At 70.7% G+C, this 26,617-nt stretch carries 31 protein-coding genes and 1 tRNA gene; 6 read left to right on the forward strand and 26 right to left on the reverse strand.

Annotated features, from left to right (window positions below; all coding sequences use genetic code 11):
- Positions 1–72: 72 nt before the first annotated feature.
- Entirely contained in the window at positions 73–594 is a 522-nt protein-coding gene (locus FCH28_RS23905; RefSeq protein WP_246103111.1) for a MarR family winged helix-turn-helix transcriptional regulator, read from the reverse strand.
- A gap of 585 nt (positions 595–1,179) precedes the next feature.
- Here FCH28_RS23905 and FCH28_RS23910 point away from each other — a divergent pair.
- Positions 1,180–1,398 carry a hypothetical protein gene (locus FCH28_RS23910; RefSeq protein ID WP_136742235.1) on the forward strand — a complete coding sequence of 73 codons (219 nt, stop codon included), beginning with the start codon at positions 1,180–1,182 and terminating at the stop codon, positions 1,396–1,398.
- 873 nt (positions 1,399–2,271) lie between these two features.
- Complete coding sequence (locus FCH28_RS23915) at positions 2,272–4,401, forward strand: glycoside hydrolase family 3 N-terminal domain-containing protein (protein WP_246103113.1); 2,130 nt, start codon at positions 2,272–2,274, stop codon at positions 4,399–4,401.
- Positions 4,402–4,464: 63 nt separating this feature from the next.
- On the opposite strand, the gene FCH28_RS23920 is transcribed toward FCH28_RS23915, so the two are convergent.
- The 5 genes from FCH28_RS23920 to FCH28_RS38250 all read right to left on the reverse strand — a co-directional run bounded on the left by FCH28_RS23920 (position 4,465) and on the right by FCH28_RS38250 (position 7,949).
- Positions 4,465–5,199: a divergent polysaccharide deacetylase family protein gene (locus tag FCH28_RS23920; protein WP_136742148.1), complete on the reverse strand. Its 735-nt coding sequence runs from the start codon at positions 5,197–5,199 to the stop codon at positions 4,465–4,467.
- Positions 5,200–5,350: 151 nt separating this feature from the next.
- The gene (locus tag FCH28_RS23925; RefSeq protein WP_136742149.1) at positions 5,351–6,187 is read right to left on the reverse strand and encodes an RNA polymerase sigma factor SigF; all 837 of its coding nucleotides are present in this window, start codon (positions 6,185–6,187) and stop codon (positions 5,351–5,353) included.
- Between the two features lie 191 nt (positions 6,188–6,378).
- The gene (locus tag FCH28_RS23930) at positions 6,379–7,182 is read right to left on the reverse strand and encodes an RNA polymerase sigma factor SigF (RefSeq protein ID WP_136742150.1); all 804 of its coding nucleotides are present in this window, start codon (positions 7,180–7,182) and stop codon (positions 6,379–6,381) included.
- 224 nt (positions 7,183–7,406) lie between these two features.
- Entirely contained in the window at positions 7,407–7,700 is a 294-nt protein-coding gene (locus tag FCH28_RS23935; RefSeq protein WP_136742151.1) for a Dabb family protein, read from the reverse strand.
- 84 nt (positions 7,701–7,784) lie between these two features.
- Positions 7,785–7,949, reverse strand: a complete 165-nt coding sequence (locus FCH28_RS38250) for a hypothetical protein (RefSeq protein ID WP_169314228.1) — start codon at positions 7,947–7,949, stop codon at positions 7,785–7,787.
- Between the two features lie 704 nt (positions 7,950–8,653).
- Here FCH28_RS38250 and FCH28_RS23940 point away from each other — a divergent pair.
- Positions 8,654–9,112: a hypothetical protein gene (locus FCH28_RS23940; RefSeq protein WP_136742152.1), complete on the forward strand. Its 459-nt coding sequence runs from the start codon at positions 8,654–8,656 to the stop codon at positions 9,110–9,112.
- 228 nt (positions 9,113–9,340) lie between these two features.
- Here FCH28_RS23940 and FCH28_RS23945 read toward each other — a convergent pair.
- The 4 genes from FCH28_RS23945 to FCH28_RS23960 all read right to left on the reverse strand — a co-directional run bounded on the left by FCH28_RS23945 (position 9,341) and on the right by FCH28_RS23960 (position 10,974).
- Positions 9,341–9,427: transfer RNA gene (locus FCH28_RS23945), tRNA-Ser, on the reverse strand.
- Positions 9,428–9,484: 57 nt separating this feature from the next.
- A complete protein-coding gene (gene tadA / locus FCH28_RS23950; protein WP_136742153.1) occupies positions 9,485–10,003 on the reverse strand; it encodes a tRNA adenosine(34) deaminase TadA in 519 nt (172 codons plus the stop codon).
- Positions 10,004–10,056: 53 nt separating this feature from the next.
- Positions 10,057–10,584 (reverse strand): tRNA adenosine deaminase-associated protein, encoded by a 528-nt coding sequence (locus FCH28_RS23955; RefSeq protein WP_136742154.1) that lies wholly within the window; start codon positions 10,582–10,584, stop codon positions 10,057–10,059.
- Positions 10,585–10,794: 210 nt separating this feature from the next.
- A complete protein-coding gene (locus tag FCH28_RS23960; RefSeq protein ID WP_136742236.1) occupies positions 10,795–10,974 on the reverse strand; it encodes a hypothetical protein in 180 nt (59 codons plus the stop codon).
- Between the two features lie 202 nt (positions 10,975–11,176).
- Here FCH28_RS23960 and upp point away from each other — a divergent pair, with 202 nt between their 5' ends.
- A complete protein-coding gene (upp, locus tag FCH28_RS23965; protein WP_136742155.1) occupies positions 11,177–11,812 on the forward strand; it encodes a uracil phosphoribosyltransferase in 636 nt (211 codons plus the stop codon).
- 66 nt (positions 11,813–11,878) lie between these two features.
- Here the strand turns inward: upp and FCH28_RS23970 are convergent, their stop codons facing one another.
- From FCH28_RS23970 to FCH28_RS24005, 8 genes are all read right to left on the reverse strand, one after another.
- On the reverse strand, positions 11,879–12,526 hold the full coding sequence (locus FCH28_RS23970) for a LytR C-terminal domain-containing protein (protein ID WP_136742156.1): 648 nt from the start codon (positions 12,524–12,526) through the stop codon (positions 11,879–11,881).
- A 104-nt stretch (positions 12,527–12,630) separates the two neighbouring features.
- Positions 12,631–12,927 (reverse strand): type II toxin-antitoxin system VapB family antitoxin, encoded by a 297-nt coding sequence (locus FCH28_RS23975; protein WP_136742157.1) that lies wholly within the window; start codon positions 12,925–12,927, stop codon positions 12,631–12,633.
- 200 nt (positions 12,928–13,127) lie between these two features.
- Entirely contained in the window at positions 13,128–13,808 is a 681-nt protein-coding gene (locus FCH28_RS23980; protein ID WP_136742158.1) for a DUF4232 domain-containing protein, read from the reverse strand.
- Positions 13,809–14,126: 318 nt separating this feature from the next.
- On the reverse strand, positions 14,127–14,723 hold the full coding sequence (locus FCH28_RS23985; protein ID WP_136742159.1) for a hypothetical protein: 597 nt from the start codon (positions 14,721–14,723) through the stop codon (positions 14,127–14,129).
- Positions 14,720–15,412, reverse strand: coding sequence for an RNA polymerase sigma factor (locus FCH28_RS23990; protein WP_136742160.1), 693 nt, complete (start codon positions 15,410–15,412; stop codon positions 14,720–14,722). Before FCH28_RS23990 ends, FCH28_RS23985 begins: the two co-directional genes overlap by 4 nt.
- 24 nt (positions 15,413–15,436) lie before the next feature.
- Positions 15,437–16,018 carry a hypothetical protein gene (locus FCH28_RS23995; RefSeq protein WP_169314229.1) on the reverse strand — a complete coding sequence of 194 codons (582 nt, stop codon included), beginning with the start codon at positions 16,016–16,018 and terminating at the stop codon, positions 15,437–15,439.
- 130 nt (positions 16,019–16,148) lie between these two features.
- The gene (locus tag FCH28_RS24000; RefSeq protein ID WP_136742162.1) at positions 16,149–16,385 is read right to left on the reverse strand and encodes a hypothetical protein; all 237 of its coding nucleotides are present in this window, start codon (positions 16,383–16,385) and stop codon (positions 16,149–16,151) included.
- Positions 16,382–16,780, reverse strand: coding sequence for an ArsR/SmtB family transcription factor (locus tag FCH28_RS24005; RefSeq protein WP_136742163.1), 399 nt, complete (start codon positions 16,778–16,780; stop codon positions 16,382–16,384). Before FCH28_RS24005 ends, FCH28_RS24000 begins: the two co-directional genes overlap by 4 nt.
- A 272-nt stretch (positions 16,781–17,052) precedes the next feature.
- Between FCH28_RS24005 and FCH28_RS24010 the strand changes: the two genes are divergently transcribed.
- Positions 17,053–19,245 carry an MMPL family transporter gene (locus FCH28_RS24010; protein ID WP_246103145.1) on the forward strand — a complete coding sequence of 731 codons (2,193 nt, stop codon included), beginning with the start codon at positions 17,053–17,055 and terminating at the stop codon, positions 19,243–19,245.
- Here FCH28_RS24010 and FCH28_RS24015 read toward each other — a convergent pair.
- From FCH28_RS24015 to FCH28_RS24025, 3 genes are all read right to left on the reverse strand, one after another.
- Positions 19,242–19,616, reverse strand: coding sequence for a hypothetical protein (locus FCH28_RS24015; protein WP_136742165.1), 375 nt, complete (start codon positions 19,614–19,616; stop codon positions 19,242–19,244). The two genes, FCH28_RS24010 and FCH28_RS24015, sit on opposite strands and share 4 nt — an antisense overlap.
- A 133-nt stretch (positions 19,617–19,749) precedes the next feature.
- On the reverse strand, positions 19,750–19,941 hold the full coding sequence (locus FCH28_RS24020; RefSeq protein WP_136742166.1) for a ferredoxin: 192 nt from the start codon (positions 19,939–19,941) through the stop codon (positions 19,750–19,752).
- Positions 19,942–20,013: 72 nt separating this feature from the next.
- Positions 20,014–21,216 carry a cytochrome P450 gene (locus tag FCH28_RS24025; protein ID WP_136742167.1) on the reverse strand — a complete coding sequence of 401 codons (1,203 nt, stop codon included), beginning with the start codon at positions 21,214–21,216 and terminating at the stop codon, positions 20,014–20,016.
- A gap of 377 nt (positions 21,217–21,593) precedes the next feature.
- Between FCH28_RS24025 and FCH28_RS24030 the strand changes: the two genes are divergently transcribed.
- On the forward strand, positions 21,594–22,073 hold the full coding sequence (locus FCH28_RS24030) for a MarR family winged helix-turn-helix transcriptional regulator (protein WP_136742168.1): 480 nt from the start codon (positions 21,594–21,596) through the stop codon (positions 22,071–22,073).
- Between the two features lie 101 nt (positions 22,074–22,174).
- On the opposite strand, the gene FCH28_RS24035 is transcribed toward FCH28_RS24030, so the two are convergent.
- The 5 genes from FCH28_RS24035 to FCH28_RS24055 form a co-directional block, all read right to left on the reverse strand.
- On the reverse strand, positions 22,175–23,323 hold the full coding sequence (locus tag FCH28_RS24035; RefSeq protein WP_136742169.1) for a flotillin family protein: 1,149 nt from the start codon (positions 23,321–23,323) through the stop codon (positions 22,175–22,177).
- Positions 23,324–23,334: 11 nt separating this feature from the next.
- Complete coding sequence (locus tag FCH28_RS24040) at positions 23,335–23,586, reverse strand: hypothetical protein (RefSeq protein ID WP_136742170.1); 252 nt, start codon at positions 23,584–23,586, stop codon at positions 23,335–23,337.
- A gap of 130 nt (positions 23,587–23,716) precedes the next feature.
- Complete coding sequence (locus FCH28_RS24045) at positions 23,717–24,370, reverse strand: peroxiredoxin-like family protein (RefSeq protein WP_136742171.1); 654 nt, start codon at positions 24,368–24,370, stop codon at positions 23,717–23,719.
- The gene (locus FCH28_RS24050) at positions 24,367–24,990 is read right to left on the reverse strand and encodes a TetR/AcrR family transcriptional regulator (RefSeq protein WP_136742172.1); all 624 of its coding nucleotides are present in this window, start codon (positions 24,988–24,990) and stop codon (positions 24,367–24,369) included. The genes FCH28_RS24045 and FCH28_RS24050 overlap by 4 nt, the downstream gene beginning before the upstream one ends.
- 134 nt (positions 24,991–25,124) lie before the next feature.
- Positions 25,125–26,603: an MFS transporter gene (locus FCH28_RS24055; RefSeq protein ID WP_136742173.1), complete on the reverse strand. Its 1,479-nt coding sequence runs from the start codon at positions 26,601–26,603 to the stop codon at positions 25,125–25,127.
- Positions 26,604–26,617 lie beyond the last annotated feature (14 nt).

A 26,617-nucleotide genomic window follows, 5' to 3' on the forward strand; every position in this document is an offset into this window, starting at 1 on the left:
TGTGCCCGCCTCCATGCTTGGCGTGGCCGCCCCGCACACCGGCTGGTGTGGTCGTAGCCATGTGGTTCCTTTTCATCCTGCGGGTGTACGGGTGGTGGAGTCGTGGCGTGTGTCATGGCGTGCGTCACGGCGTGTGTCGTGGTGCGCGTCGTGATGCGCCCGGGTACGGCAGTCGCCGAAGCTCGTACGGAGCCTGGCGAGCAGCTCGTTGAGACGGCCGACGTCGGCGTCGGACCAGTCGTCCAGGTACCGGGCGAGCGATTGGGTGTAGCGCTCGGCGAGCTCCCGGAGGAGCTCCCTGCCGCTCGGGGTCAGGCGCAGCAGCCGCGACCGCTTGTCCGCCGGGTCGGGCTGCCGCTCGATCCAGCCGCGCTCGGCGACATGGGCGACGTGCCGGCTGGTCACCGACATATCGATCGCGAGCAGCTCGGCGAGCTGGCCCATCCGCATCTCGCCGTGCCGGTCGAGCAGGGTGAGCACGCCGGCCGAGGCGGGCGGGCAGTCCTGGGGAAGGATCCGCCCCATTTCCCGTTTGACGGCGCCGATGGCGCTGAGTTGCCTGGCCAGCTCCTCGTACTGACTTTGAGCGGCCACCGCTCCTCCAGATCTTTTGTTGCTTAGGGCAACGATAAACAGGTTGGTTGCTGAAGGCAAACGAATGTGGGGCGGGCGGGGTAAAGGCAACGAAAAGTCTGGACCGGGGGCCGGTCAAGACGGTCGACTGGCGACGTGAAGGCGCAGGTGGGGAGGGGGAGTGGCAGTGGGGCGGGGAGCGCGGGGCTGGAACGGGGACGCGCGTGCCGTGTGCCGTGTGCCGCGGGCGCCCGGGGGTGCCGGAGTGTGCCGGTGCGCGAAGGCATGTGCCGCCGTACGACCGTGTGTGCCGGGTGCGTGGGGAGGGGCGCGGTCGCGCGCCATGCGTACTCGCGCACGCGGGTGCGTACTCGCCCGTGCCGGCTGCGTACTCGCGCGTGCCGGCTGCGTAATCGTCGTGCCGCGCCTGCGCTCGTCCATGCCGGCTCTCGACGCGCCCGTGCTGACTCTGTGGACTCGTCCGTGCCGGATGCGCACGCGCCCGTGCTGGATTCGTGCGGGGCCGGTGCTGCACAAGTGCCGCATACGTGCTGGTGCGCGCCCCAGGGGTGCCCCTGCGCCCCCGGTTCGCTAGGGTCCTTGCCCATGGCGACCAACCCGCAGAACCAGGCCGACGGTAACTACGACCCGGCCGGCAGCACGCAGATGTTCCGCGCCTTCGTCGACGAGGGCGGCGTCCCGCAGGGCGGCGGCCGCGCGGCGGCGCCCCAGCAGCAGTCGGCCGGCCCGCGCGTGGGCGTCATCATCGGCGTGATCGTCGCGCTCGCGGTCGTGGCCGGCGCTGCGTGGCTGGCCCTGTCGTAGGACGACAGCCGCCACTGTAGAGGGCGCCCCGCCGGCCACGCCGTGCGCCGGCGCGCCCGGAAGCGGGGAATACCCGCCCTCCCCGCCGGAAGCGGGAGTGTTCGCCCGGCCCGCCGGAAACTGGAATGCCAGCCTGCCCCGCCGGCAGTGGCAATGCCCGCCCGCCCAGCCGAAGGCGGGAGTGTCCGCCCGGCCTCCGGAAGCGGGAATGCCTACCCGGCCCCCCGTCAGCGGGAATACCCGTCTGGCCCCCGGCGTTGTGGACCCGCAGGGGGCTCTCACGTCCCCTAGGGGATCTGTTCGATCGCCCCCTAGGGGACACACGTACTCCCCCGGACACACGTACTCCCCGAGCCGCTTCGTCGTCGAACGCGCCGTTGAACGCGGGAACCCGCCCCCCCCGCCCCCGGCTCTCGCCGCCCCTTGGCTCACAGCTCGCGGTAGTGCATGGCGAGTCCCGCAGCGCCTCGGTCAATCTGCTGTCGGTCGATCTGTCGGCCGTACTTGGGCGACGTCCGTCGCCCCCTCGCCGCACATGCCTCACCGCCCCGGGCGTCGCGCGCCCCACGTCCCCGCGTCCCGCCCCCCGCGTCCAAACTCTTGACGTGCCCGTGACAGCGCCGTAGCTTCAGTCAACTCTTGGAGGAATTACCGGAGTTACCGCAGTTACTCACCGATTTGAATTGAAAAGGTGAAGGCATGAGCGGGATCCGACGACGTACTCTGCTGGCTGCGGCAGGCGGCACGGTTGCCGCGGCCGGGGCTGTTCCGGGGGCTGCCGGCGTGGCCCAGGCGGCGCCCGGTGCGCGCGCCGGCGGCGCTGCGCGGAAGCCTGGGCCGTATGACCGTCAGGTCGACGCGCTGCTGGGGCGTATGAGTGTCGAAGAGAAGCTGGGGCAGTTACAGCAGCTGCCGTGGGCTTACGACACGGGGCCGGGTGGCGGAGGGACCAAAGAGGTCGAGGACGCGGCGCGGGCCGGTCGGCTCGGGTCGGTGCTCAACATCTACGGCGCCGAGAGCAGCAACGCGGTTCAGAAGATCGCAGTTGAGGAGTCCCGGCTCGGCATTCCGCTGCTCTTCGGGCTGGACGTCATCCACGGCCTGTGGACCACCTTCCCCATCCCGCTCGCCCAGGCGTCCACCTTCGATCCGGCGGTCACCGAGCGGGACGCGGAGATCTCGGCGGCCGAGGCACGTTCCAACGGGGTCCACTGGACCTTCGCCCCGATGATGGACGTCACCCACGAGCCGCGGTGGGGGCGGATCGCCGAGGGATGCGGGGAAGACCCGTATCTCACATCCGTATTCGCCGCCGCCAAGGTCAGGGCGTATCAGGGCGGCGGTACGGACGGTCTCCGTGGGCGGAACCGGCTGGCCGCCTGCGCCAAGCACTTCGTGGCCTACGGGGGCGCCGAGGGCGGCCGCGACTACAACACCGTGGACGTCTCCGAGGCCCGGCTGCGCAATCTGTATCTGCCGCCGTTCAAGGCCGCGGTGGACGCCGGCGTGGCCACCGTGATGGCCTCGTTCAACACCATCAGCGGCGTACCGGCGCACGGCAACACCCACACCCTCACCGAGATCCTCAAGGAGGAGTGGGGCTACGCCGGCATGGTGGTGAGCGACTGGACCGGCGTCCAGGAACTGATCGCGCACGGCTTCGCCGAGGACGGTGCGGACGCGGCGCGGCTGAGCCTCAACGCGGGCGTCGACATGGAGATGAGCAGCACCAACGTCACCCGCTACGGCAAGGCGCTGGTCCGCTCCGGGAAGGTCGGCCTGGCCAGGCTGGACGACGCGGTCTCCCGGGTGCTTCGGCTGAAGTTCTCGCTGGGCCTCTTCGACGAGCCGTATGTGGACGAGTCCGCCGAGATCCGTGAGCCGTCGAAGAAGGCGCGTACCGCGGCGCGGGAGACCGGGGCGCGGTCGATGGTGCTGCTGAGGAACGAGCGGCGCACCCTGCCGCTCGGCCGGTCCGTCTCGTCCATCGCGGTGGTCGGGCCGTTCGCCGACTCCGGGGATCTGCTGGGGACGTGGGTGCTGCCCGCCGCGCGGGAGAGGTTCCCCTCGGTGCGGGTGCTGGACGCGGTCCGCGCGGCGGCGCCCGGGGCGAAGATCGGCCATGCGCGGGGCGTCGACCCGGAGGGCACGGACACCAGCGGCATCCCCGAGGCCGTGGCCGCCGTCCGGGCCGCCGAGGTCGCCGTGGTCGTGGTCGGCGAGCCGCCGGCGCTCAGCGGCGAGGCCGCCGCCCGCAGCGACATCGGGCTGCCCGGCGCCCAGGAGAAGCTGATCGCCGCTGTGGCGGACACCGGCAAGCCCTTCGTGGTGGTGCTGGTCAACGGGCGCCCGCTCACCATCGGCGACTGGCTGGACCGGGCCCCCGCCGTGCTGGAGGCCTGGCACCCGGGCATCGAGGCCGGAAACGCCATCGCCGACGTCCTCTTCGGCAAGGTCAACCCGGGCGGCAAGCTCCCCGTCAGCTTCCCGCGCGTGGCCGGGCAGATCCCGGTCCACTACAACCACGAGAACACCGGGCGGCCGTACGACCCGGACAACAAGTACACCTCCAAGTATCTGGACCTGCCGCACGGCCCGCAGTTCGCGTTCGGCCACGGCCTGAGTTACACGACCTTCGAGATCGGCGAGCCCCGGCTGAGCACCACCCGCATCGCGGCCGAGGCGCTGGAGCGGGGCGACACGGTCGAGGTCTCGGTCTCCGTGCGCAACACCGGGGACCGGGAAGGCGATGAGGTCGTACAGCTCTACGTCCACGACCGCGCCGCCAGCGTCGTCCAGCCGGTACGTCGGCTGCGCGGCTTCCGCCGGGTGGCCCTGGCGGCCGGCAGGAGCCGGACCGTGCGCTTCCGGATCGGCGCCGAGGATCTGGGCTTCTGGACGAACGATCCGGACGGCACGTACCGGATCGAGCCCGGCACGATCGACGTCTATGTGGGCAACAGCTCCCGGGCCACGGCGAAAAGCACGCTGATGCTGACCTGATCCGCACCTGATCTGGCCTGATCCGGTGTACGTGGACCTGCTGACCTACTGGAACTGCTGGACCTACTTCCAGTGGAAGGTCACGTCCTTGGTGTCCAGGTGCATACCGAGCGGTACTCGCCAAGACTCCACGCACACCCGCCAGGTGCCGGTCTTCCGCTCGCCCGGGGTAAGCGGGAGCGGCAGCTTGCGGGTGGCGTCGATCGTCGCCCAGTCGACTCCGAGGGGCCCGATGATGTGGCTGCCGAAGGTGACGGTGCCGGAGGTGACAGAGCGCCGGCCGGTGTTGAGGAAGTCGATGCTGACCTTCTCGCACCAGCGGACGTCCGTATCGGCGAGATCCGGCTTGCCGATCACCAGCCCCGTGGGGGCGTCCGGGCCGGCCGGGATGGTGGGGGCGGGCGGCCGGGGCGAGGGGGAGCCACTGCCGGGAGTGTCCGGGCGCGGGGTATCGCCGGGCGGCGAGGGCGAGTTGGGGGTCTTGGACGGGCCGTCGTCCGGGGCGTCGGGGGTGGCATCGGCGGCCTCCGGGGAGGCGCCCGGTGCGGGCCTCGCGGACCGGGGGCCGGAGCCGGGTTCGGTGGCGCCGTCGTCGGAGTCACCGCGTCCGTCGCCGTCCAGGGGCGTCAGTTCGACTCCGCCCTCCGGTACGGCTTTCGTCGGCGCGCGGCCGTCGGCGGGGCCTGCGGCGCCCACTGCGGCATAGCCCTCTTCGGATGCGCTTCCGCAGCCGGTGAGCAGGACGCCCAGACACAGTACGGCCGCCGAGGCGGAGGCAACAGTCGTCGTCCGTCGCATCGGGACAGTGTTGTTGACGGGGCGTCAGGAGTATAGGGGCGTGCGGTGTTTCCTGCGGGCCGCGCTTTCTTCCGTACAGCGGGCCGTGCGCTCTTCTGTACAGCTGTCCGCCGAGCGGCGCGAGGTGCAATGCCTCTCGGCGGACCGGGCCTCAGTCTGCGATGAGTCCTTCGCGCAGCTGCGCGAGGGTGCGGGTGAGCAGCCGGGAGACATGCATCTGGGAGATGCCGACCTCCTCGCCGATCTGGGACTGGGTCATGTTGGCGAAGAACCGGAGCATGATGATCTGGCGCTCGCGGGCGGGGAGTTTGGCCAGCAGGGGCTTGAGGGACTCGCGGTATTCGACGCCCTCCAGCGCGGAGTCCTCGTAGCCGAGGCGGTCCGCGAGAGAACCCTCGCCGCCGTCGTCCTCGGGGGAGGGGGAGTCGAGGGACGAGGCGGTGTAGGCGTTGCCCACCGCCAGGCCGTCGACGACGTCCTCCTCCGACACCCCCAGGCACAGGGCGAGTTCGGGGACGGTGGGGGAGCGGTCCAGCTTCTGCGCGAGCTCGTCGCTGGCCTTGGTGAGGGCGAGCCGGAGCTCCTGGAGGCGGCGCGGGACGCGCACCGACCACGAGGTGTCGCGGAAGAAGCGCTTGATCTCGCCGACGACGGTCGGCATCGCGAACGTCGGGAATTCCACGCCGCGTTCGCAGTCGAAACGGTCGATCGCCTTGATCAGCCCGATCGTGCCGACCTGGACGATGTCCTCCATCGGCTCGTTGCGGCTGCGGAAGCGCGCCGCGGCGTAGCGCACGAGCGGGAGGTTGAGTTCGATCAGGGTGTCGCGGACGTACGTACGCTCCGCGCAGTCCTTGTCGAGCGTGGCCAGCCGCAGGAAGAGGGAGCGGGAGAGCGTGCGGGTGTTGATGGCGTCGTCGTCATGCACGTGTGGCGCAGGCGCGGGAATCGCGGAAAGCACCTTCGAGCTGCCCAGTTCTACGGACATGCCACCCCCTTGAGGTCGCGGTTGGGTCGCTACGGCGTCCCCCGGCCCAGGCCGGACCGAGGAGTTATGCCTCCACCTGAATACCGGAGGCAGGGCCACGGCAAACGCGGTTCCTGCAGAATGTCACATGTCGGCAACACGCTGTAGCGCCATGTCGACATATCTGCGCAGGAACGGGTCGCTCATCCCGGTTAGGCGTCGATCCTGTTTGCGGATCTCAATCTGGCGAAGCTACGGGAGAGTAGTCGCGACACATGCATCTGCGACACGCCCAGCTCCGCGCTGATCTGGGACTGCGTCAAGTTGCTGTAGTAGCGCAGCAGAAGAATGCGTTGTTCGCGCTCCGGCAGCTGGACGAGGAGATGCCGTACGAGGTCGCGGTGCTCGACGCCGGCCAGCTCCGGATCCTCGTATCCGAGGCGGTCCAGGAGGCCCGGCAGACCGTCGCCCTCCTGGGCGGCCTCCAGGGAGGTCGCGTGGTACGAGCGGCCGGCTTCCAGGCAGGCCAGGACCTCGTCCTCGCCGATTTTGAGCCGCTCGGCGATCTCGGCGGTGGTCGGGGAGCGGCCGTGCAGCACCGTCAGATCCTCGGTCGCGCCGTTGACTTGCACCCAGAGCTCGTGGAGGCGGCGCGGGACGTGGACGGTGCGCACATTGTCGCGGAAGTAGCGCTTGATCTCGCCGACGACGGTCGGCATCGCGAAGGTGGGGAACTGGACGCCGCGGTCGGGGTCGAACCGGTCGATGGCGTTGATCAGGCCGATGGTGCCGACCTGGATGACGTCCTCCATCGGTTCGTTGCGGCTGCGAAAACGGGCGGCGGCGTAGCGGACCAGCGGCAGATTGGCCTCGATCAGCGCGGCACGGACCCGGGCGTGCTCGGGCGTGCCGGGTTCGAGACCCGCCAGCTCCGCGAACAGCACCTGTGTGAGTGCCCGCGTGTCCGCGCTTCGGCTCTCGCGGGATGGAGCCTTGGGCGCAGTACGGGCCGTCACGGTTACGCCTCCCTTCGCAGTGCATGTATCTGGCAAAAGCGGTCATAGCATCACAAGACATGTGCACTGTGTGCAAGCACCCCATAACGACGTGTTGAGTGCTGAGTTGGATGGGGAATTGGGTGAGTGGTGAGGCCTGTGGGGCGTGGTGGGTCGGCGCCGGAGGGTACGACGAAGCCCCCCGCCCGGAGGGGGCGAGGGGCTCGGTGAGCGGGGGTGCCGGCTCAGAACTCGTAGTCGGCGATCACCCAGGTGGCGAACTCGCGCCACTGGCCGGCGGCCGCCTGATGGGCCGGGTGCTCGAGATAGCGCTTGAGGGCGTCCGCGTCGGCGACGGCCGAGTTGATCGCGAAGTCATAGGCGATCGGGCGGTCCGTGATGTTCCAGCCGTGCTCCCAGTGCTCCAGCTCCGGGATCTGGCCCTTGAGCTCGGCGAACGCGCGGGCGCCGGCCTGCACCCGCTCCTCGTCGCGCGAGACGCCTTCGTTGAGCTTGAACAGGACCAGGTGGCGGATCACTGGGGCCTCCGTGCGGCGGATGGTGCGCAGCCGGTCCGGGCGGCCGGCTGCCTCTGTGGGTATCGGGCTGATCTTGGTTGATGTCTAGCTGATCAGCTGCGTCATGAACTCGCCGACACCCTGGGCAGCGGTCGATATGCCCTCGAAGCCTATCTGGACCAGGTCGGCGGCCCGGCTCGGGGACGTGATGATCGTGTAGAGCACGAAGACGATGACCACGTACAGCGCGATCTTTTTCGCTTGCACCATCAGTCCCGTCTCCCCTGTGCCAGTACCTGCAGTTCCCGAGTGCAGTCGGGTGAGTGTAACCACACGTGTTCGACGGTCGCGGTGAGGGCCGTCATATCGCGTGCCGCGTGCCGGGCGCCGCCGGTCCCGTCCGATCCGTCATTGATTCCGTCTTTAGGGACCAAAGGCCCGCCAAATGAGGTCCTTCGCCCAGCTGTTGGGACGCGCGGCAGCGGCAGTATGGGTGAGTGTCCGGTGGGTCTGGCAGGAATCCGCCGGTCGTGGGATCGAGGCCTCGCTGCGGGGTCCGCGCCGCGGGCTTTCCCCCTGACGGCGGCGCGGACTTGGAGGCCCGGTCCTCATCGGGGGAGGCGGCCTGTCCTCCCCCGACGCCGCTTCCCCCGACCGAATCCCCCGTCGCCTCGGACAACGGCGCCGTGCGGACGCTCTGCAACCGGTCGACGGCCGCCCCGCGTCCCTCTCCCCGTAAGGATCTGAAAGGATCATGTACGCGACAGGGCGGGGCGGGGTTGCCACCATGGCCGTCGCGATCCTGGCGGGCCTCCACATCGCCCTCACCCAGCGGCTGTTCGGGCTTTGCCTCGCTCGGGAAGCCTCCGATGCGGAACGGCACAGCACCTTGCGCACGGAGATCGAGGCCTCCGCCGGGGTTGCCCGCCCACGCCCATAATGGCTGGACGCTCGACTGGAGGGGGATTGGTTCCATGGAGATGAACTCGGCACACCGGCAGCGCGATTCGCGCTCGCCCGCCGCGCGGCCCGCACGGAGGCGGCCGGCAGTGGTCCTCGCGCTGCTTCTCGGCCTGCTGGCGGCGGCTGCCGCACCGGCCGCTGCCGCGGGCAGCGAGGTGGCGGCGCGCACCACGGCCACCGTCCGATACGCGGACGCGGAATCGCGGACGTCGGGCACGGTGAGCGCGGGGAAGGCGGCGTCCGCCACCACCGCCTCCGCGCACCACGGCTCGACGCACCTGAAGTCGGTCGGCTTCAAGTCCAAGAAGTCGAAGTGGAAGTCCAAGGCGAAGAAGAAGGGCAAGAGCTTCTTCAAGAAGCTCGGTGTCCTCGCGATCGTGCTGTTCGTGATCTTCCTGATCATCGCCATCGTGGTGATCGCGCTGATCGTCCACTTCGTCCGGCGTGCGCTGGGCCGCCGTCGGGACTAGGGCCTGACCGATGGGCCAGGCCTGAAGGCTCTGGCGGCACCGCCCAGCGAAGGGCCCGGCTCCTGCTGCCGGGTCCTTCGCCGTACGCCCGCAGGATCCTGCCTCAACTGGCGTAGTCCGCAAGGACGTTGACTTCAGGACAGCCCTCCAGACGGCTCCGGAACAGCCGGGGCGGCGGGCACGACAAAGGCCCCGATCCGCAAGGGATCGGGGCCTTCGCCTTCAGAGCGGTAGCGGTGGGATTTGAACCCACGGAGGAGTTGCCCCCTCACGCGCTTTCGAGGCGCGCTCCTTCGGCCGCTCGGACACGCTACCGAGAGAGAGCTTAGCCCACAGGAGGCCGTGCTCCGAAATCGGATTCCCCGCCGCTCGTCAGCGGTCGCGGAAGAAGGCGGTCAGCAAGGCCGCGCACTCGCCTTCGAGGACGCCCGTGATGACCTCGGGGCGATGGTTGAGCCGGCGGTCGCGGATGACGTCCCAGAGGGATCCGGCGGCGCCGGCCTTGGCGTCACGGGCGCCGTAGACGACGCGGTCGACCCGGGAGAGGACGATCGCGCCGGCGCACATCGTGCAGGGCTCCAGGGTGACCAGGAGGGTGCAGCCGGTCAGCCGCCACTCCCCGACGGCCTTCGCCGCCGCCCGCAGGGCGAGGACCTCGGCATGTGCCGTCGGGTCGCCGGTCGCCTCGCGTTCGTTGTGGCCGGTGCCGAGCACCGTGCCGTCCGCGGACAGCACGACGGCGCCCACCGGGACGTCACCGGTCCCGGGGGCGCGTGCGGCCTCGTCCAGCGCCTGACGCATCGGCGCGATCCAGGGGTCGCGCAGCGGGTCGGGCGCGGGTGAGGGCTCAGGGGCGGATGGGGGCTCAGGGGCGGATGGGGGCACGGTCATGCCCCCAGTGTCGGGGACGCGACCGGAGGCCGGGCCCGGGGGCCCGGCAGGCCTCAGCGCACGGCCTCCAGGACGTCCGTGCAGCCCAGGGCGTCGACGATCTCGGCGAGTGCGTCGCCCTGCAGGTCGAGCAGCTCCTTCTCGCCGATGCCGAGGTCCGACAGGAGCCCCGCGTCGCCCAGAGGGCCGGGCGGTGCCGAGCCATTCACCGAGTCGTCCTCGCTGATGTCCGTTTCCGTTTCGGTTTCGCCGTCCTCCGTACCGTCCAGATCGAGGCTGTCGAGTTCGTCCGCGTCGTTGTCGTCGCGGCCGAGGAGCTCGTCGGTCAGCATCGCGCCGTACGAGCTTCTGGCAGCGGCGGCGGCGTTGGAGAGAAAGACCCGGGGGTCGTCCTCGCCGTCCACCCGGACGACACCGAACCAGGTGCCCTCCTGTTCGATGAGCGCCACCACTGTGTCGTCGTTGATCGCCGCCTCTCGGGCCAGGTCGGCCAGATCGGTCAGCGTCTCCACATCGTCGAGCTCCGTATCGCTCGCTTCCCACCCGTCTTCGGTGCGCGCGAGCAGTGCGGCGAAGTACACCGTGACTCTCCCACTGGTCATAGGCGTGCCGGGCCGGGCGGGGCGGCGCTGCACGCCGCGGTCCCGCCCCTTCGGAATCGTGGCAGAAACATCGCGTTCGCGCGGGGTCTTCGACGCTGCGTCGTGATGAGGATGTGAGAGATGTCGCTCACGTGCCGCAGCGAACGGGGTGCGGGGGCGGCCTCCGGGGCAGCGCCCGGGGCGGGCGGCTCACCAGCGGAAGGAGCGCATCCGCATGGCCTGGCGCATCCGGGCGGCCCGCGCGCGGCGCGGCTGAACGCGGTCCCGCAGCTCCCGCGCCTCGTGCAGTTCCCGGAGGAATTGGGCCCGGCGCCTTCGGCGTGCCGCGTCGCTCTCGACGCCCTGGGCACCGGACTCGGCGTCCGTCATGTCGTCGATCCGCTTACGGTCCGGCACGCTGCACACACCCCTCGGGTGGGTCCTCGCCCGATGCCGAGTCGACGTCACGGGCGTACGTGCTCACTTTCCCTCGTTTTGGTGGTTTGATGCCAGCGCGGCCGTCCACCCCGGAGAGCACCCGGGCGCCGCAGGGCGGGCGTCGGGGCCCTCAGGCTCGGCTACTGTCGATGTCATGCGGATCCACGTCGTCGACCACCCGCTGGTGGCGCACAAACTCACCACACTGCGCGACAAGCGCACCGACTCCCCGACTTTCCGGCGGCTCGCCGACGAGCTGGTCACCCTGCTCGCCTACGAGGCCACCCGTGATGTGCGTACCGAGCAGGTCGACATCGAGACCCCGGTGACGGCGACCACCGGAGTGCGGCTCTCGCACCCGCGCCCCATGGTCGTACCGATCCTGCGGGCCGGTCTCGGCATGCTGGACGGCATGGTCCGGCTGCTGCCCACCGCCGAGGTCGGCTTCATGGGCATGGTGCGCAACGAGGAGACGTACGAGGCGCACACCTACGCCACGCGGATGCCCGACGACCTCTCGGGGCGCCAGGTGTATGTCGTCGACCCGATGCTGGCCACCGGCGGCACGCTGGTCGCGGCGATCCGCGAGCTGATCAAGCGCGGTGCGGACGATGTCACCGCGATCTGCCTGCTGGCCGCGCCGGAGGGCGTGCAGGTCATGGAGCGGGAGCTGGCCGGCACGCCGGTCACGGTGGTCACCGCGGCGGTCGACGAGCGCCTCAACGAGGCCCGCTACATTGTGCCGGGGCTCGGGGACGCGGGCGACCGGATGTACGGCACTGCGGGCTGATGGCTTAGGTGTGAGTTGCGACAGGGCCCGGTACGCGTCGCGTACCGGGCCCTGTCGTGCGTGCTGTCAGCACTTTTCCCGGGACGGGGGCGGGGCCGGGCGGGACAGCAGGGCCAGCGCCTTTTCGGCGTCCTGCTGCTTGGCCAGTGCCTTGAACCCGTCGCCGAGGATCAGATCGAGGTCGGCGCCCTTGCGGTCGTCCGTCTGCTGCTCGGCGCCGGCCAGCTGGGTGGCCAGCACCTTCAGCGGGCCGGTGGTCGCGGCCTTGGGGCCGAGCAGTATGCCGGAGCCCTTGACCTTCTTGTCGAGGGCGGTCGGCGCGTTGCCCACCTTGCCGATCTTGAAGCCGCGCTTCTTGAGCTCGTCGGCGGTGCGCTTGGCGAGGCCGGCGCGCGACGTGGCGTTGAAGACATTGACGGTCAGGGCTGTCGGCTTGGGCAGCTTCCCGGCAGTGGGCTTGGGGTGGGACCGGCCCGCGGTGCCGGTCTTGCCGCATTTCTGCTTGCTCTGGGTTGCCTGTGCCGTATTGCTCTTGCCGCCGAAGACATCGATGAGCTGCAGGGTTCCCCAGCCGGCCAGGCCGAGGGCGCAGGCCGTGGCGATGAGGGTGAGGATGATCCGGCGGCGGTGTCGGGGACGGCGCATCCGCGGGTACCTGTCGCCCGTGATGCGGTACTTCTTACCGCCCATGCCTGGGGGCGTCAGCATGCTCATGGGCGCAGCGTAGTGCGGGGCGGAGGCCATGCCTACTAAATGATCAACGCGTGGCGTGAGAGCCAACCCAAAAGGATCAATTAGGGCCTGCGGTGCCCGAAATGTCAGCCCAGCTCAAGGACGCGGGCGTGCAGCACCTGGCGCTGCTGAAGGGCCGCGCGCACGGCGCGGTGCAGCCCGTCCTCCAGGTAGAGGTCGCCGTCCCACTTCACGACATGCGCGAAGAGATCGCCGTAGAACGTCGAGTCCTCGGCGAGCAGCGTCTCGAGATCGAGCTGCTGCTTGGTGGTCACCAACTGGTCGAGGCGTACCGGGCGCGGGGCGACATCCGCCCACTGGCGGGTGCTCTCCCGGCCGTGGTCGGGGTACGGCCGCCCATTTCCGATGCGCTTGAAGATCACACGGAAAGCCTACCGGGCGAGCGGCACCGGGCGCAGCCATGCCGCAGCGGATCAAAGGGGGTGAATCCAGATAAACGGGGAGTGATGCAGGGGGGTGGGGTCGGCGTTTGGGCAGGACAGGGGCCGCTTTTCTGGACGCGGCCGGATTCGACACGAATGGGTTACGGGATGCGGCCGCCCGAGGGGGGCGGGCCGGCCGCTCACCATTTCAGGGCGTCCGCGCGGCAGGACTGCCAGTACGTGACCTTCGCGGTGTCCACATCGACGTACACCGGGGCGCCGTTGTCCAGGCCCACCTGGGTCGGGGCAGTGTGGCGGGCCAGCGTGACGCCGAACTGGGAGATCTTCTCGCCCTTGCCGTCCGGACGGTCGGCGGCGGAGGTGGTGACTCCGGCGTACGCGGTGGCGTCGGGGGCAAGCGAGACGGCGGTTCCCGGTCTGCTGCGCCTGATCACCGGGGTGGCGTGCCGCTGCTCGCCGCCGAACCGGAGCTTCGGGTACGGCTGGCCGGCGAAGTCGCAGGTCCGGTCGGAGATATTGGTGACGGTCAGGACCATGTGGTTGATCGGCCGCCGGGCGGCGCCGGCGTGGAACCTGAGCATCTCGGGAGTGCAGGCGACGCGGGTGCCGGACGTCGGCGACTTGGTCGGGCCGGGTGTGTGGCTGCTGGGGCCGGCGTGGGGCCTCGCGCTGTGCTGCGCCGACGGGCTGTGGTGCGTCGATGGGCTGCGGTCCGCCGACGGGGACACGGCGGGCGATGGCGCTTGGCCCCTGCTGTCTTTGCCGTCGCATGCGGTGAGCGACAGAGCGGCGGCGGCGAGCAGCGATACGGCGGCTGTCCGGCGGCCGCGGTGGGCGGTGGCGGTAGGGCTGAACGGCATGACGGGCTCTCCCGGGGACGGCGGCCGAGCGGTGGTGCGACCGGCGGAGGTGGCTGCCGGTCAGTGTGGTGTGTACATGATCTTCGGTGGTGGGGCTGGTGATCGGCTAACGCGTGGCTAACGGGGGGCTGCGCTTGGCCTGAACCGTCTTGGTTGCTCGCTGTTTTCGGCTGTCCCGCCGTGGGGGTTTGTCGCCGTTGCTCCCCCACTGCCTAAAGGGCGTGGGAGGTACCCCCACGCGGCGGGCGTGGGTTTGTCGGGTGCGGTGCGCGTCGGGGAGTGATGTTTCACGTGAAACGGGGGGAGGGGGGAAGGGCGTCAATCCGCTGATGGGGTGGGGGAGTTGGCGGACTGTGTGTCGGGTGCGGTGGGGGTCGGTGAGGGGGGTGGGGCGGAGGTGCTGGTCCCCTCGGTGGGTTGCTCCGTGGGCCGGGCGGTGGGGGTGCTCGTCGACGTGCCTTGTGGTGGCCGGATCGGGTCGGCGCCGGGCTCTGGTGAGCCGGAGTTGGAGGGCTCGACGGTTCGGCTGCCGCTGGGGGTGGGCTCGCCCGCGGAGGGCCCTGGGGACGGGCCGGTGTGGGTCGGGGACGGTGAAGGGCTCACCGGGCTCGGCGACGAAGCGGGGGCGGGCCGGGACGGCGGGGCGGCGGGGGCGAGCGCGAGATAGCCGACCGCGACGGCGGCGGCCGCGGCGGCAGCCGCCAGCGGCAGCCCGAAGCGGCGCAGCCAGGGCGGGGCTCCGGGTCGGCGACCGCGGCGCAGGTGCGGACCCGGCGGATCGGCGGGCCGCAGATCCCGTACGTCGATCGACTCGGCGCGGGCCGCGAACGCCCGCCGCAGCCGTTCCTCGACAGGGCGCTCTGGGGCCGTCTCACGGGGTCCCGTTCCGGCGTCGCTGCCGCCATGGCCGTTCATGACCGCCCCTCCAAGATCTTCTCCAGGGAGTCCAGCGCACGGCTGGCGATGGACTTCACCGAGCCGCGGCTGATGCCGAGCGTCGCCGCGATCTGCGCCTCCGTCAGATCGCCCCAGTAGCGCAGTACGAGCACCTCCCGGCGGCGGGTGGTCAGCCGGCCCAGCGCGGCGAACACCTCCCGGTGCTCCTCGTCCAGCACGATCCGCTCCTCGGCGGACGGCGCGTCCGCCTCGTACGGCGGGGTGTAGTCGCGGGCCGTACGACGGCGCCTCAGCACCGAGCGAGCCGCGTTGACGACGGCGGTGCGCAGATAGGCGAGGGCGTTGTCGACCTCCCCGAGCTGTTCGCCGTGGCGCTTGTAGAGCGCGGCGAAGGCGTCCTGGACGACGTCCTCGGCGGTGGCCCGGTCGTCGACGAGCATGACGGCCAGCCGCACCATGTTCAGCCGGTGCGCGTGGTAGAGCTCGCTGATCGTCGGCTGGGAGTCCGGTGACGGGAACGGGGTGGGCAACTGGGGCCGGGTGCCGGCCGGTTCGCCGGTGACCGGGCTCGGGTGGCTGGGGCGGGGGCTTTCGCGGCGCGCGGTCGCCGGGCGGGCGGCGCGCAGCAGCCACTGCCACAGGGCGTGCCGCAGCCCCGGTACGGCGAATCGCACCGGGGCGCTGTGCTGGGTGGCGGAGTACTCCATCGATTCCTCGGGCCGGGCGCGGGCTCAGGTGCGCCGGCGGCGGACGACGTAGAGGGTGCCGCCGCCCGCGGCGAGCAGGCCGGCCGCCGCGCCGCTCAGCCCGATCGCGGCAGCGGGGGAGGCGCCGGTGCGGGCGAGTTGGCCTTGTCCGTCGGCGGGGGCGGGCGCGGGGCTCGGCTTGGCGCCGTGTCCGTCGGCAGGGGCGGCCGTCGGCTTGGGGCCGGGGCTGGACGGGGTGGCGCTGGGCGCGGCGGTGGTGCTGGAGGTGGGCCGGGGGGAGGGCGCCGCGGTGGTGGACTCGTCCGAGGTGGGAGCCGGGGTCGTGGGGCCGGCGGTCGGGCGCGGGGACTCGGGAGCGGAAGTCGGGCGCGGGGACGCGGAGGTGGGCGCCGGGGTGGGGGTGCCGGCCGTGGGGCGCGGTGCCGGGGCGTCGGCGTGCGCGGCGGTGGCCGTGGACAGCGCCGAGAGTGTGACCGCGGCGAGCAGCGCGGCGCCGGCCGCACCGCGCAGGCGCGTACGGGAGGCGGTGCGCGGCGGGGTGCCGGCGGATGCGGACGGCTGGTGACGGTGGGGGGTGGGCGGGAGGTTCACGGTGGTCTGCTCCACGGTCGACGGGCGGGCGCCTGATGGCGCCCTCACCCGTGACGACGTGTGGCGGGGACGGGGGTTGCCGACCGCCGCGGGAATTCTTCGGAGCGAAGTGCCGAGCGGCGGCGGTGCGGTGCCGTGCTCCCGGTCAGCCCACGCTCGCCAGCAGCTTCTCCACTGCCTTGACGCGGTCGCCCAGCTCCGCCAAACGGTCGTTGATCGCCTGCTGGTTGGTGGTGACCTGCTCGGCGAACTTGCGGTACTCCGCGAGCGCGGCGGCGTCGGCGCGGTGCCGCTGAAGCCTGAAGTACGAGGCCACGATCGTGGTGATGCAACCACCAATGATGAGGAGAACCGCGATTGGGATGATGGTGCTGCCGTTCATGTACCCGTCCCCTTAAGGTCGTTCGGTCCCTCCGCGGCCGACGGCTCACCCGCGCCGCCCGCGTCCCCGGCCTCTGCCGACTGCCCCGGATTCGCCGTCCCGGACCGGTCCTCCTGGAGGGCCGCGAGGACGGTGGCCACGTTCAGCTTCAGCTCGAACGGTGCCAGTTCGAAGTATTTCAGCGCCTTGCCGTCGTCGGACAGCTCCAGCCGGCCCACGACCAGACCGGCCTTCTCCAGGCGGTCGAGGTGCATGTAGAGCAGCGGCCGGGACATCTCCAGCCGACGGGCCAGCTCGCTGACGTACAACCGGCCGTCCGCGAGCTCCGCGATCACCCGCAGCCGCTGGGCATGGCCCACGGCGGAGAGCAGGGCCAGCAGCTCCTCGCTGTTCATGGCCCACCTTCTTGTCTGCCCGGACGCCTGTCAGCGGAGGTTTTCGCATGTGGGGACGGGCTGTCAAGCCAGGTCGGAGGTGTTCCGCGGTGCCGCGCGGCACGGTCAGCGGCGCCTTCCGCAGCCAAGACAGCCGGCCCGCCGGGCACACCATCGCAGTTGACGCTTCATCATGACACCTGTAATTCTCCACTGACATGCGTACTAGTGAATCGCGATGTGCTGTCGAAGGAGCTGTGCCAGTGAAGACGCGGGAAAAACGGCCGGTCACCGTGCGGGTGGCGGCCTGGAGTGCACGGCATCCATGGCGCGCGATAGCCGGGTGGCTGGCGTTCGTGGTGCTGTGCCTGGGCGTGGGCAGCGCCATGGGCACCCATAAGGCCACCGCGGACGACTACCGCGTCGGTGAAGCGGGCCGCGCCGAGATCATGGCGGCCGAGGGGCACTTGGACCGCAAGCCGGTCGAACAGGTGCTGATCTCGGCGCGCAACGGCCCGCTGGACCGGGCCGCCGCCGACGAGGCCGTACGGGATGTCACCGCCCGGATGCGCAAGCTCCCGGAGGTGGCGGGGGTCGCGGCCCCGGTCCGCTCGGGCGACGGCGGGACGCTGCGGATCGAAGTCGCCATGAAGGGCCCCGAGGCGGAGGCCAAGGACCATGTCGCGCCGCTCGCCGCACAGACCGCCGCGGCCCAACGCGCCCATCCCAAGCTGCGGGTGGAGGAGACCGGCAGCCCGTCGATCAGCGTCGGTCTCGACACCCAGCGCGGCGCGGACCTGGCGCTCTCCGAGGCGATCACCCTCCCCGTCACCCTGCTCACCCTGCTGGCCGCCTTCGGATCGGCCCTGATGGTGACCGTGCCGCTGCTGCTCGCACTGACCTCGATCGTCGCCGCGTTCGGGCTCTCGATGATCGTCTCGCACATCCAGCCGGACGCCGGGGTGGGCGCCAACGTCATCCTGCTGATCGGGATGGCCGTCGGCGTCGACTACACGCTCTTCTACCTCAAGCGCGAACGCGAGGAACGGGCCCGCTCGGGCGGCCGGATCGACACCGAGGCGCTGGTCGAACTGGCCGCGGCCACATCGGGGCGGGCGATCGTGGTCTCCGGCCTCGCGGTCGTCGTCTCCACCGCCACGCTCTATCTCGCCACCGACGTCGTCTTCTCGTCCCTCGCCACCAGCACCATCATCGTGGTGCTGGCCGCCGTCCTCAGCTCGATGACGGCGCTGCCCGCGCTGCTAGTGAAGATCGGACAGCGTGCGGAGCGCCGGGCGGCCCGCCGGGAGGCCAGGGCCGCCGAACGTGGCGGTCGGCTCCCGCGCCGGGGCCGGTGGAACCCGGCGGACCGGGCCGAACCCGGCCGTGTGTGGAACGCGCTGCTACGGCCGGCCGGCGAGCGTCCGGCGCTCACCCTGTGCCTTTCGGTGCTGGTCATGCTGGGGTTGGCGGCGCCCGCGCTCGGTATGCAGCTGCGCGTCCTCAACAAGGACAGCCACTCCCGGGAGATCCCCGCGGTCAAGAGCTACGACCGGCTCACCACCGCCTTTCCCGAACTGCGCGCCCAGCACCAGATCGTGGTCCGGGCCGCCGCCGATCAGAACGGTGAAGTGGCCTCCGCGCTGCGGAAGCTGGGTGGGCGGGCGCAGGCCGACCCGCTGTTCGCCAGGAACGTGACGCCGACGGTGCGTACGTCCCAGGACCGGCGGACCAGCACCATGTACCTCTCCGTCCCGCACAAACTCAGCTCGCCCGAGGCGATCGCCTCGCTCGACCGCCTCCGCCGGGACTATCTGCCGGCCACGGTCGGGGAGGTCGCCGGCGCCCGGTTCGCGGTCAGCGGCGACATCCCGCACGACACCGACTACCTCGCCCACCAGGAAGAGCAGCTGCCACTGGTCGTGGGGATGCTGCTCCTCCTCACCTTCCTGATGACCGCCCTGGTGTTCCGCTCCGTCGTCATCGGGCTGATCGGCGTCGCGCTCAACCTGCTGTCCGCCGGCGCCGCGTTCGGCCTGGTCGTGATCTTCTTCCAACACGGCCTGGCCAGCACGCTGTTCGGCTTCGACCCGGCGGCGACCAGCGCGATCGGCTCCCGCGTACCCCTCTTCCTCTTCGTCATCCTCTTCGGCCTGTCGATGGACTACCAGGTGTTCGTCGTCAGCCGTATTCGCGAGGCTGCGCTGCGCGGCGTACCGACCCGGGAGGCGGTGCTGCACGGTATCGGCGCCTCGGCCAAGGTCGTGACCAGCGCGGCGGTGGTGATGGTGACGGTCTTCGCCAGCTTTATGTTCCTGCACCTGGCCGAGATGAAGCAGATCGGCTTCAGCCTCGCGGTGGCCGTACTCCTGGACGCCTTCGTCATCCGGGTGATGATCCTCCCGTCGGCGATGCTGCTTCTGGGGAAGACGAGTTGGTGGCCGTCCCGGCAGATGCGCCGGGCGCAGGAACGAGGGCAGGGCTAGGAGGCGCCTTCGGTCGGGATCGGGTCGGAGAACATCACGGACCGCACCTTCAGCCGCTCGGAGGCGTGACCGCCGAGCGGCCGGAGGGTGAAGGAGTCGCCCTCGCACATCGGATCCGTGTAGACCGTGGCGTACGCGTCCGTGCTGTTCGTCGGAGTGTGCGCGGGCGGCACGCTCTCGTCGGCGACCTCCGGGAGGGTGATGCACTCCCCGCTCGGCGGGTCGACCAACGTACCCATGTTCACCGGGCCGATCTCGACGTTGCTGTACAGGTAGGTGAACGTCCCCGCGGACGCGTTTGCGGAGGCGGGCAGGGCCAGGACGAGCGCGAGGGCACTGACGGCGGTGCCCAGCGTGCGGCGAAGGCGCATGCGGATATTCCTTTCGTTACGGGATCTGTGCGAACTGTCGCTGCCCGTAAGGAGACCCGCTGATGTGCGCCGTCACACGAAGGAGTGCCCGGTCGTCAACTGGGCGGCATGCGAGGTGGGTTGCCGCCCAGGCCTATGAGACGGAGATCGCCGCGGCCGGGCAGATGGCAGCCGCCTCGCGTACCGCCTCGTGCAGCTCCGCCGGCGGTTGGGCGTCGAGGACGATGACGATGCCGTCCTCCTCGCGCTGGTCGAAGACATCCGGCGCCGACAGCACACAGCTTCCGGCACCGCAGCACTTCTCCTGGTCGGCGTGAACGCGCATGGTTCTCCTTGTCGAACGGCTTTGACGGTGGGCCGGCTGGTGGGTGGGGAGGGGGTGCGTGGCCTTGTGCGGCTACCAGGCGACGGGCAGGGCGTGCACCCCGTAGATCCCCATGTCGTGCCGGAAGGGGACGTCCTCGAAGGGGATGTCCAGGCGCAGGCCCGGCAGCCGGCGCAGCAGCGTCTCCACCGCGATCTGCAGCTCCACGCGGGCGAGCGGCTGGCCCAGGCACTGGTGGACGCCGAAGCCGAAGGCGACATGGCGCCGGGCGTCGCGGCCGACATCGAGGCTGTCGCCCCCAGGAAAGACGTCCTCGTCGCGGTTGGCCGTGTTCACCGTGCACAGCACGCCCTCGCCGGCGCGGATGGTGCGGCCGCCGACGGTGACGTCCTCGGTGGCGATCCGGGGAACGCCGTTGTGGATGATCGTCAGATAGCGCAGCAGCTCCTCGACGGCACCCTTGACCAGGGAGGAGTCGTCACGCAGCCGGGCCAGCTGGTCGGGGTTGCGGAGCAGGGCGAGTACCGACAGGGCGGTCATGTTGGCGGTGGTCTCATGGCCGGCGATCAGCAACAGGCGGCCCATGGCGGCGATTTCCGTGAAGTCGAGTTCGCCGCGGGCGACCAGTCGGCTGACGATGCCGTCGTCCGGGGCGCCCTGCTTGGACTCGGCGAGACGCGTCAGATACTCCAGCAGCTCGTCCATCGACGTCCGCACCTCATCGCCGGTCGAGCGGAGGCTCAGCAACACCCGGCTGCGGTCCTGGAAGAACGCGTGATCCTCGTACGGGACGCCGAGCAGCAGGCAGATCACCAGGGACGGCAGCGGCAGCGCGAATTCGGAGACCAGGTCGGCCGAGGTGCGGCCGTCGGTCATCCGATCCAGCAGATCGTCGGCCATCCGCTGCACCTCGGGGCGCATCGCCTCGACCTTCTTGACCATGAAGTCGGCGGTCAGCATGCGGCGCAGCCGGGCGTGGTCCGGGTCGTCCATGCGGATGAACGTCGGGTTCCGGCCCACGAGTTCGCGCAGCCCTTGGGTGAGGAACGGGAATCCCGGGCGGGTGGCGTCGGCGCTGAACCGCGGGTCGCCGAGCACCTCCCGTACGTCCTGGTGACGGGTGACCAGCCAGCACGAGGAGCCGTCCCACAGCGTCGCCCGGATGACCGGGTCCGTCTGTCGCGCCCGCTCGACACTTGGCGCCGGATCGAAGGGGCAGCCGCTCGCGCGGGCGGCCGGGACGGTGAGGGCGTCGAGTGATTCTGCGGTCGTCATGCGGCTGGTCCTTCCGCGGTCGGAGGCGGCGCTGACGCGGGACAAACGGCGCTGACGTGGGACTGACGGCGCTGACGTGTGGGGCTCCCCGGCCTTGCCAACTCCTGGGCTGGTGAACGGACTTGCGCTAGTTACCTAACTTAGGTAACTAAGTTGTCGGTACGCTAACCCACCCCGAGCCGACGGCGAAAGGGGACATCACGGCCCGCACGAGGTTGGCCGAATCCCGCCCGATGTCTCCTACGGAGCGCCACGAGAGGCAACGGAACGGGGCCGGGACGGGGGCGGGGCGGGGTCGGAGCGGGGTCGGGGCGCCGGCGGATCAGTGCAGGTGCGAGACCTGAGCGGGGTGTTCCCACGGCGGCTAAAGTGCCTCCATGCCGGACCCCGCAAGAGACCAGGACCCCATCGTCGCGCTGCAGGAAGTGCTGGCCACGCTGTCCTATCTGCTCACCCGTTCCCAGGAGCACGAACGGAAGGCGGCGCGGGCCGGCGTCAAGGCGGGGCGCTCCGACCTGTGGCTACTGATGGCTCTGGACAGCAACGGAGGCGTCAGCAGGGTCGGTGATCTGGCGGCCCTGCTCATGGTGGAGCCGCCTCATGTCACGCGCCAGATCGGCCGGTTGGAATCCCAGGATCTGGTCGAACGGACCCCGGACTCCCTGGACCGCAGGGCCCGCAAGGTCGCGATCACCGCACACGGCAAGGCCGTCCTCGAACGCCTCCAACAAGCCAGCCAGGCCACCCTCCAACAGGCCCTGGACGGCATCGACAGCGCCGATGTCGCCACCACCGTCGCCGTACTCAACCACCTGGTGAACGCCGCCCGGCGGCGGGACGCGGAGGGGGCGTCTTAGCGGGGGGCGGTGCCGGTTAGCGGGGGGCGGTGCCGGCCACCACATGGGCGTAGTCCCTTCCCCGGCCGTCGCCCGCCCGCCTCGTCCGCTGCTGGATTCCGCTACTGGATTTCGATCTGGCCGCTGCTCGGCTTCTTCGCGGTCTCGCCGTTCTTGTCCGCGGGGCTGTCCGGGGCGCCCAGGTTGCGGCGGACCGAGTCCAGGATGGTCAGGCCCTGGCCGACCAGACCGGCGGCGATCTCGCCGAGGCCGTCGGTGCCGTTGAGGACGTTGACGTTGGCGTTGGCCAGGCCGGCCGACGCCTCCTTGACGATCTGCGGGAGCTGGTCGATGAGCATGCGGTCCAGCGCCACCCGGTCGTACGAGGCGGCGGCCTCGGCCTGGATCTTCATCCGCTCGGCATCGGCCATCGCCAGCAGCCGGATGCGCTCGGCCTCCGCCTCGGCCGGCTTGACGACCTCGGCCACCAGCTCCTGCTGGCGGAGCTTGGCGGCGCGCTCGGCCAGTTCGGTCTGGGCGGCGAGCACTTCCTGCTGTGCGTGCGCCTGCGCGAGCGGGCCGGCCTGGGCGGAGCGCGCCTGGGCGCGGTCGACCTCGGCGGCGTACTCGGCCTGGACCACGGCCGTCTGCCGGTTGTACTCGGCCTGGTTACGCGCGGCCTCCTGCTGCGCCTCGACCGCGGCCTGGGTGGCCTTGGCCTGGGCGATCTGCGCCTGCCGCTGGATGGCCGCCTTGTGCGGGGCGGACATCGCCTCGATGTAGCCGGTGTCGCCGTCGTCGATCGACTGGATCTGGAGCGAGTCGACGATCAGGCCGATCTTCGCCATCTCGGTCTTGGACGTCTCCAGGACCTCGGTGGCCAGCTTCTGCCGCTCCGTGACGATTTCCTCGACCGTCATCGAACCGATGATGGACCGCAGATGACCAGCGAAGATCCGGCCGGTCAGCACCGACATCTGGTCCTGGTCGGACAGGAACCGCTGGCCGGCGTTGACGACGCTCTCGGTGTCGTTGCCGACCTTGAACGCGATCACGGCACGGACCGTCAGTGCGATGCCCTGCTTGGTCACACAGGTCTCGGCGACCTCGGACTCACACATCGCCAGGGTGAGAAAGCGGACCTTGCGGAAGACCGGCAGCACGAACTTGCCGTGCCCGGTCACCACGCGGAATGGCGCGCCCCCCTGATGCCGCCTGCCTCCCGAGATCAGCATGGCCTCATCGGGGGCAGGAACGCGGTAACCGAACATTCTTCGTCTCCTCAACCGGCGTCGCCGGCGGCGCCGGTCAACGCGTCCAACGGATCAGTCCACTCGATCACATCGACCTGGCGGCTGCCACGGGATTCGATCACGAGCACTGTCGCCCCCACCGGAAGGGGCTCCGCGGACCAGGCGAGAAAGGTCTCCGACCCGCCCCTGATCCGCACCAGAACCTCACCGGGACCGGCCGTCCCTCGAGTGCCGATCAGCAGCCTTCCGGTGCAGCCGATCACGGCCTCGTCCTGCGCCATCGGCGCCTGCCTTCCCCGTTACGTACCTGGAAATCCGACCTTAGCGTCACGGCGACGGGCGGCCCATCCTCCGGTGCCGACGAGCCGCGAACGGTTGCTCCAGGAGCTACTTCAGGAGTCGTTTCGGGAGTTACTTCAGGGCTTCGAGGGCTTCGAGGGCGGTGAGGATGTCGGTCGGTTCGGCGCGCGCTGTGTAGTCGGTGTCGACGAACGCCCAGCGGATGGTGCCGTCGCGGTCGATGACGTAGGTGGCCGGGACGGGCAGGGTGCGCGAGTGGCCGCCGTTGACCCGCTGGAGGTCGAAGCCGAAGGAGTCGTAGACGGTGGCCAGGTCGTCGGGGAGGTCGAAGGCGAGGCCGTACTGCTTGGCGGTGTCGGAGCCGAGGTCGCTGAGGACGTCGAAGGCGAGGGCGTGCTTCTCGGCGAGGGAGAGCGACTCGTCGGGTATCTGGGGGGAGACGGCGATCAAACGCGCCCCGCGGGCGGTGATTTCGGCGTGGTGCTGCTGGAGGGCGCGGAGCGCCAGGTTGCAGTACGGGCACCAGGCGCCGCGGTAGAAGGTGAGGACGACGGGGCCGTCTTTCAGCAGGGCGTCCAGGGTCACGGTCCGGCCGGTCGCGGTGGGCAGGCTGAACGAGGGTGCCGTGGCGCCGACTTGCAGTGCACGCTCGGCCTGGCCGGACGCGGCGAGGTCGTGTCCGGCGCGCTCCATGACCGTGCGGGCGGCGGCCGGGAGCTGAAGGTAGTGGGCGCGGAGCGCGGCCAGTTCGTCGTTGAGGCTCATGTCGGTGATTCCTCCTGTGGTGTGGCCCGATGGCGGGCGCGCAGAGGTGCGAGGGCCGCGGACACGGTGGCGGTCAGCGTTTCGGCCTCGGCACCGGCGCGGGAGCGGAGATTGACTCCGTACGCGAGCGTCGCCAGCACCGCCGCGGCGGTGTCCAGATCGACGGAAGGGCGGAGTTGCCCGAGGTGGGAGGCGGTGGCGAGCGCGGCACGCAGGGCCGACTCAAGCGTCCGGTGGTGCTCGTCAAGGAGTGTGCGGATGGTGGGATCGGAGCATTCCGGGCCGGCGTGGGCGTTGGTGACCATGCAGCCCCAGCCGGCGATCTCGCCATGGCAGCGGATATGGATCAGCCCGGCGAAGAACTCCTCTATGGAGGTCAGGCCCGAGGGCGCCGCGGACAGCTGGGCAAAGGCGGGTGTGGAGTGCTGCTCGATGTAGCGGCTCAGGGCCGCGGCGTAGAGGCCGTCCTTGTTGCCGAAGGTCGCGTAGAGGCTGGAGCGGCTCACACCGGTCGCGGTCACCAGGGCCTGTATTCCGGTGGTGGGCATGCCCTGGCGCCAGAAGACACGGACCACGTCGTCGAGTACGACGTCGGGGTTGAAGTGCTTGATGTCCGGCATGGCCTGCTCGCTTCCTCGTCGGTCGGGTGGGCGTGCCGGCCCGACCCCTGACCGCCCCCCCCTATCTCGGAACGGTCATTCCAAGATAGGGGAATGGTGCGCTGATGACAAGGGCTCAGGTCCGACCCACGTCGCTAATTGCGGCTTGTGGAGGCGGTGTTGGGGAGGAGCGGCAGCAGGGCGGAGACCGTCACGGCCAGCGCGACGTTGAAGGCGACGGCGATCGTCAGCGCATGCCCGTACGCTCCGGTGTCGTGGTGTGCCGCACCGCCCAGGGCGTTGTAGTAGAGGACGCCGACGACGGCCACGCCGACCGCGCCGCCGACCTGCTGCCCGGTGGAGAGCACCCCGGACGCCATCCCCACCTCCTTCGGCCCGACGTTGGCGAGCACGGCGTTCAGCAGCGGGGTCACCAGCAGACCATTGCCGGCGCCGACCAGGACCAGGGGCGGCGCGAGCGACCAGGCCGTCAGCGAGGAGCCGGCGCCGACGGCCAGGGCGATGGTGGCGAGGAAGCCCGTACCGCTGATCAGGCTGCCGAGTCGCAGCACGCGGCGCCCGTACCGGGTGAGCCGGCCGGCGACGAGACTGGCGGCGAAGAAGGCGACGGCGAGCGGGGTGTAGACCAGCCCGGCGCCGAGCGCGTCCATCCCCAGGCCGTTCTGCAGGGTCAGCGACAGGATGAGGAAGAAGGAGTTGATGCCGGCGTAGGTGAGGACGACGAGGGTCATGCCGACGGCGAACGGGCGTGCGCGCAGAAGCGCCAGATGGACGAGCGGGGCGCCGCCGGACGCGGCCACCCGCCGTTCCACCAGCCCGAACGCCGCGAAGGCGAGCGCGCTGCCGGCCAGGCTGAGCCAGGTCCACGGCGGCCAGCCGTACGAGCGGCCCTCGACCAGCGGCACGACGAGCAGGAAGAGGGCGACGGTCAGTACGGCGGCACCCGGCAGATCGAGCCGTCTGGCCTCCGGCGCCCGTGACTCGGGCACGAACAGGACGGCGAGCAGCAGCGTGATCATGCCGACGGGGACATTGACCCAGAAGACCGGGCGCCAGGAGGAGCCGAACAGGTCGGCGGAGATCAGTACGCCGCCGAGCAACTGGCCCATGATGGTGGCCATTCCGATGACCGCACCGAGCGCCCCGAACGCCCTGGGCCGCTTGGCCGCCGGGACCAGCACCTGGATCATCGCGAAGACCTGCGGGAACATCGCGGCCGCACTCAGTCCCTGGGCCAGCCGCGCGGCGATCAGGCCGCCGGGGCCCGGAGCGAGCGCACAGGCCACGGAGGAGAGCGTGAAGAGGCCCATTCCGGCCAGGAACAGCCGTCGGCGGCCGAAGCGGTCACCGAGCCGGGCGCCGGTGATCAGGGCGATCGCGTAGGTGAGTTGGTAGCCGGCCAGGATGAGCTGGATATCGGCGTCGGAGGCGCGCAGGTCCGCCTGGATGGCGGGAGCGGCGACGAGCACGATGAAGGTGTCGAGGACGGCCATGAAGGCGCCGATGAGGACGATGGCCAGGGGCGGCCAGGGGGAGGGGCCCCTCGATGGTCGGGGTCGGGGGCCGGCCGGTGTCCGTGTCTGTGTCTGTGAGTTGGTCTCGGGCTGGGGCATGTCGCAAGGCTCGG

The organism is Streptomyces piniterrae (genome assembly GCF_005048155.1).
GTDB classification, from domain to species: Bacteria; Actinomycetota; Actinomycetes; order Streptomycetales; family Streptomycetaceae; genus Streptomyces; species Streptomyces piniterrae.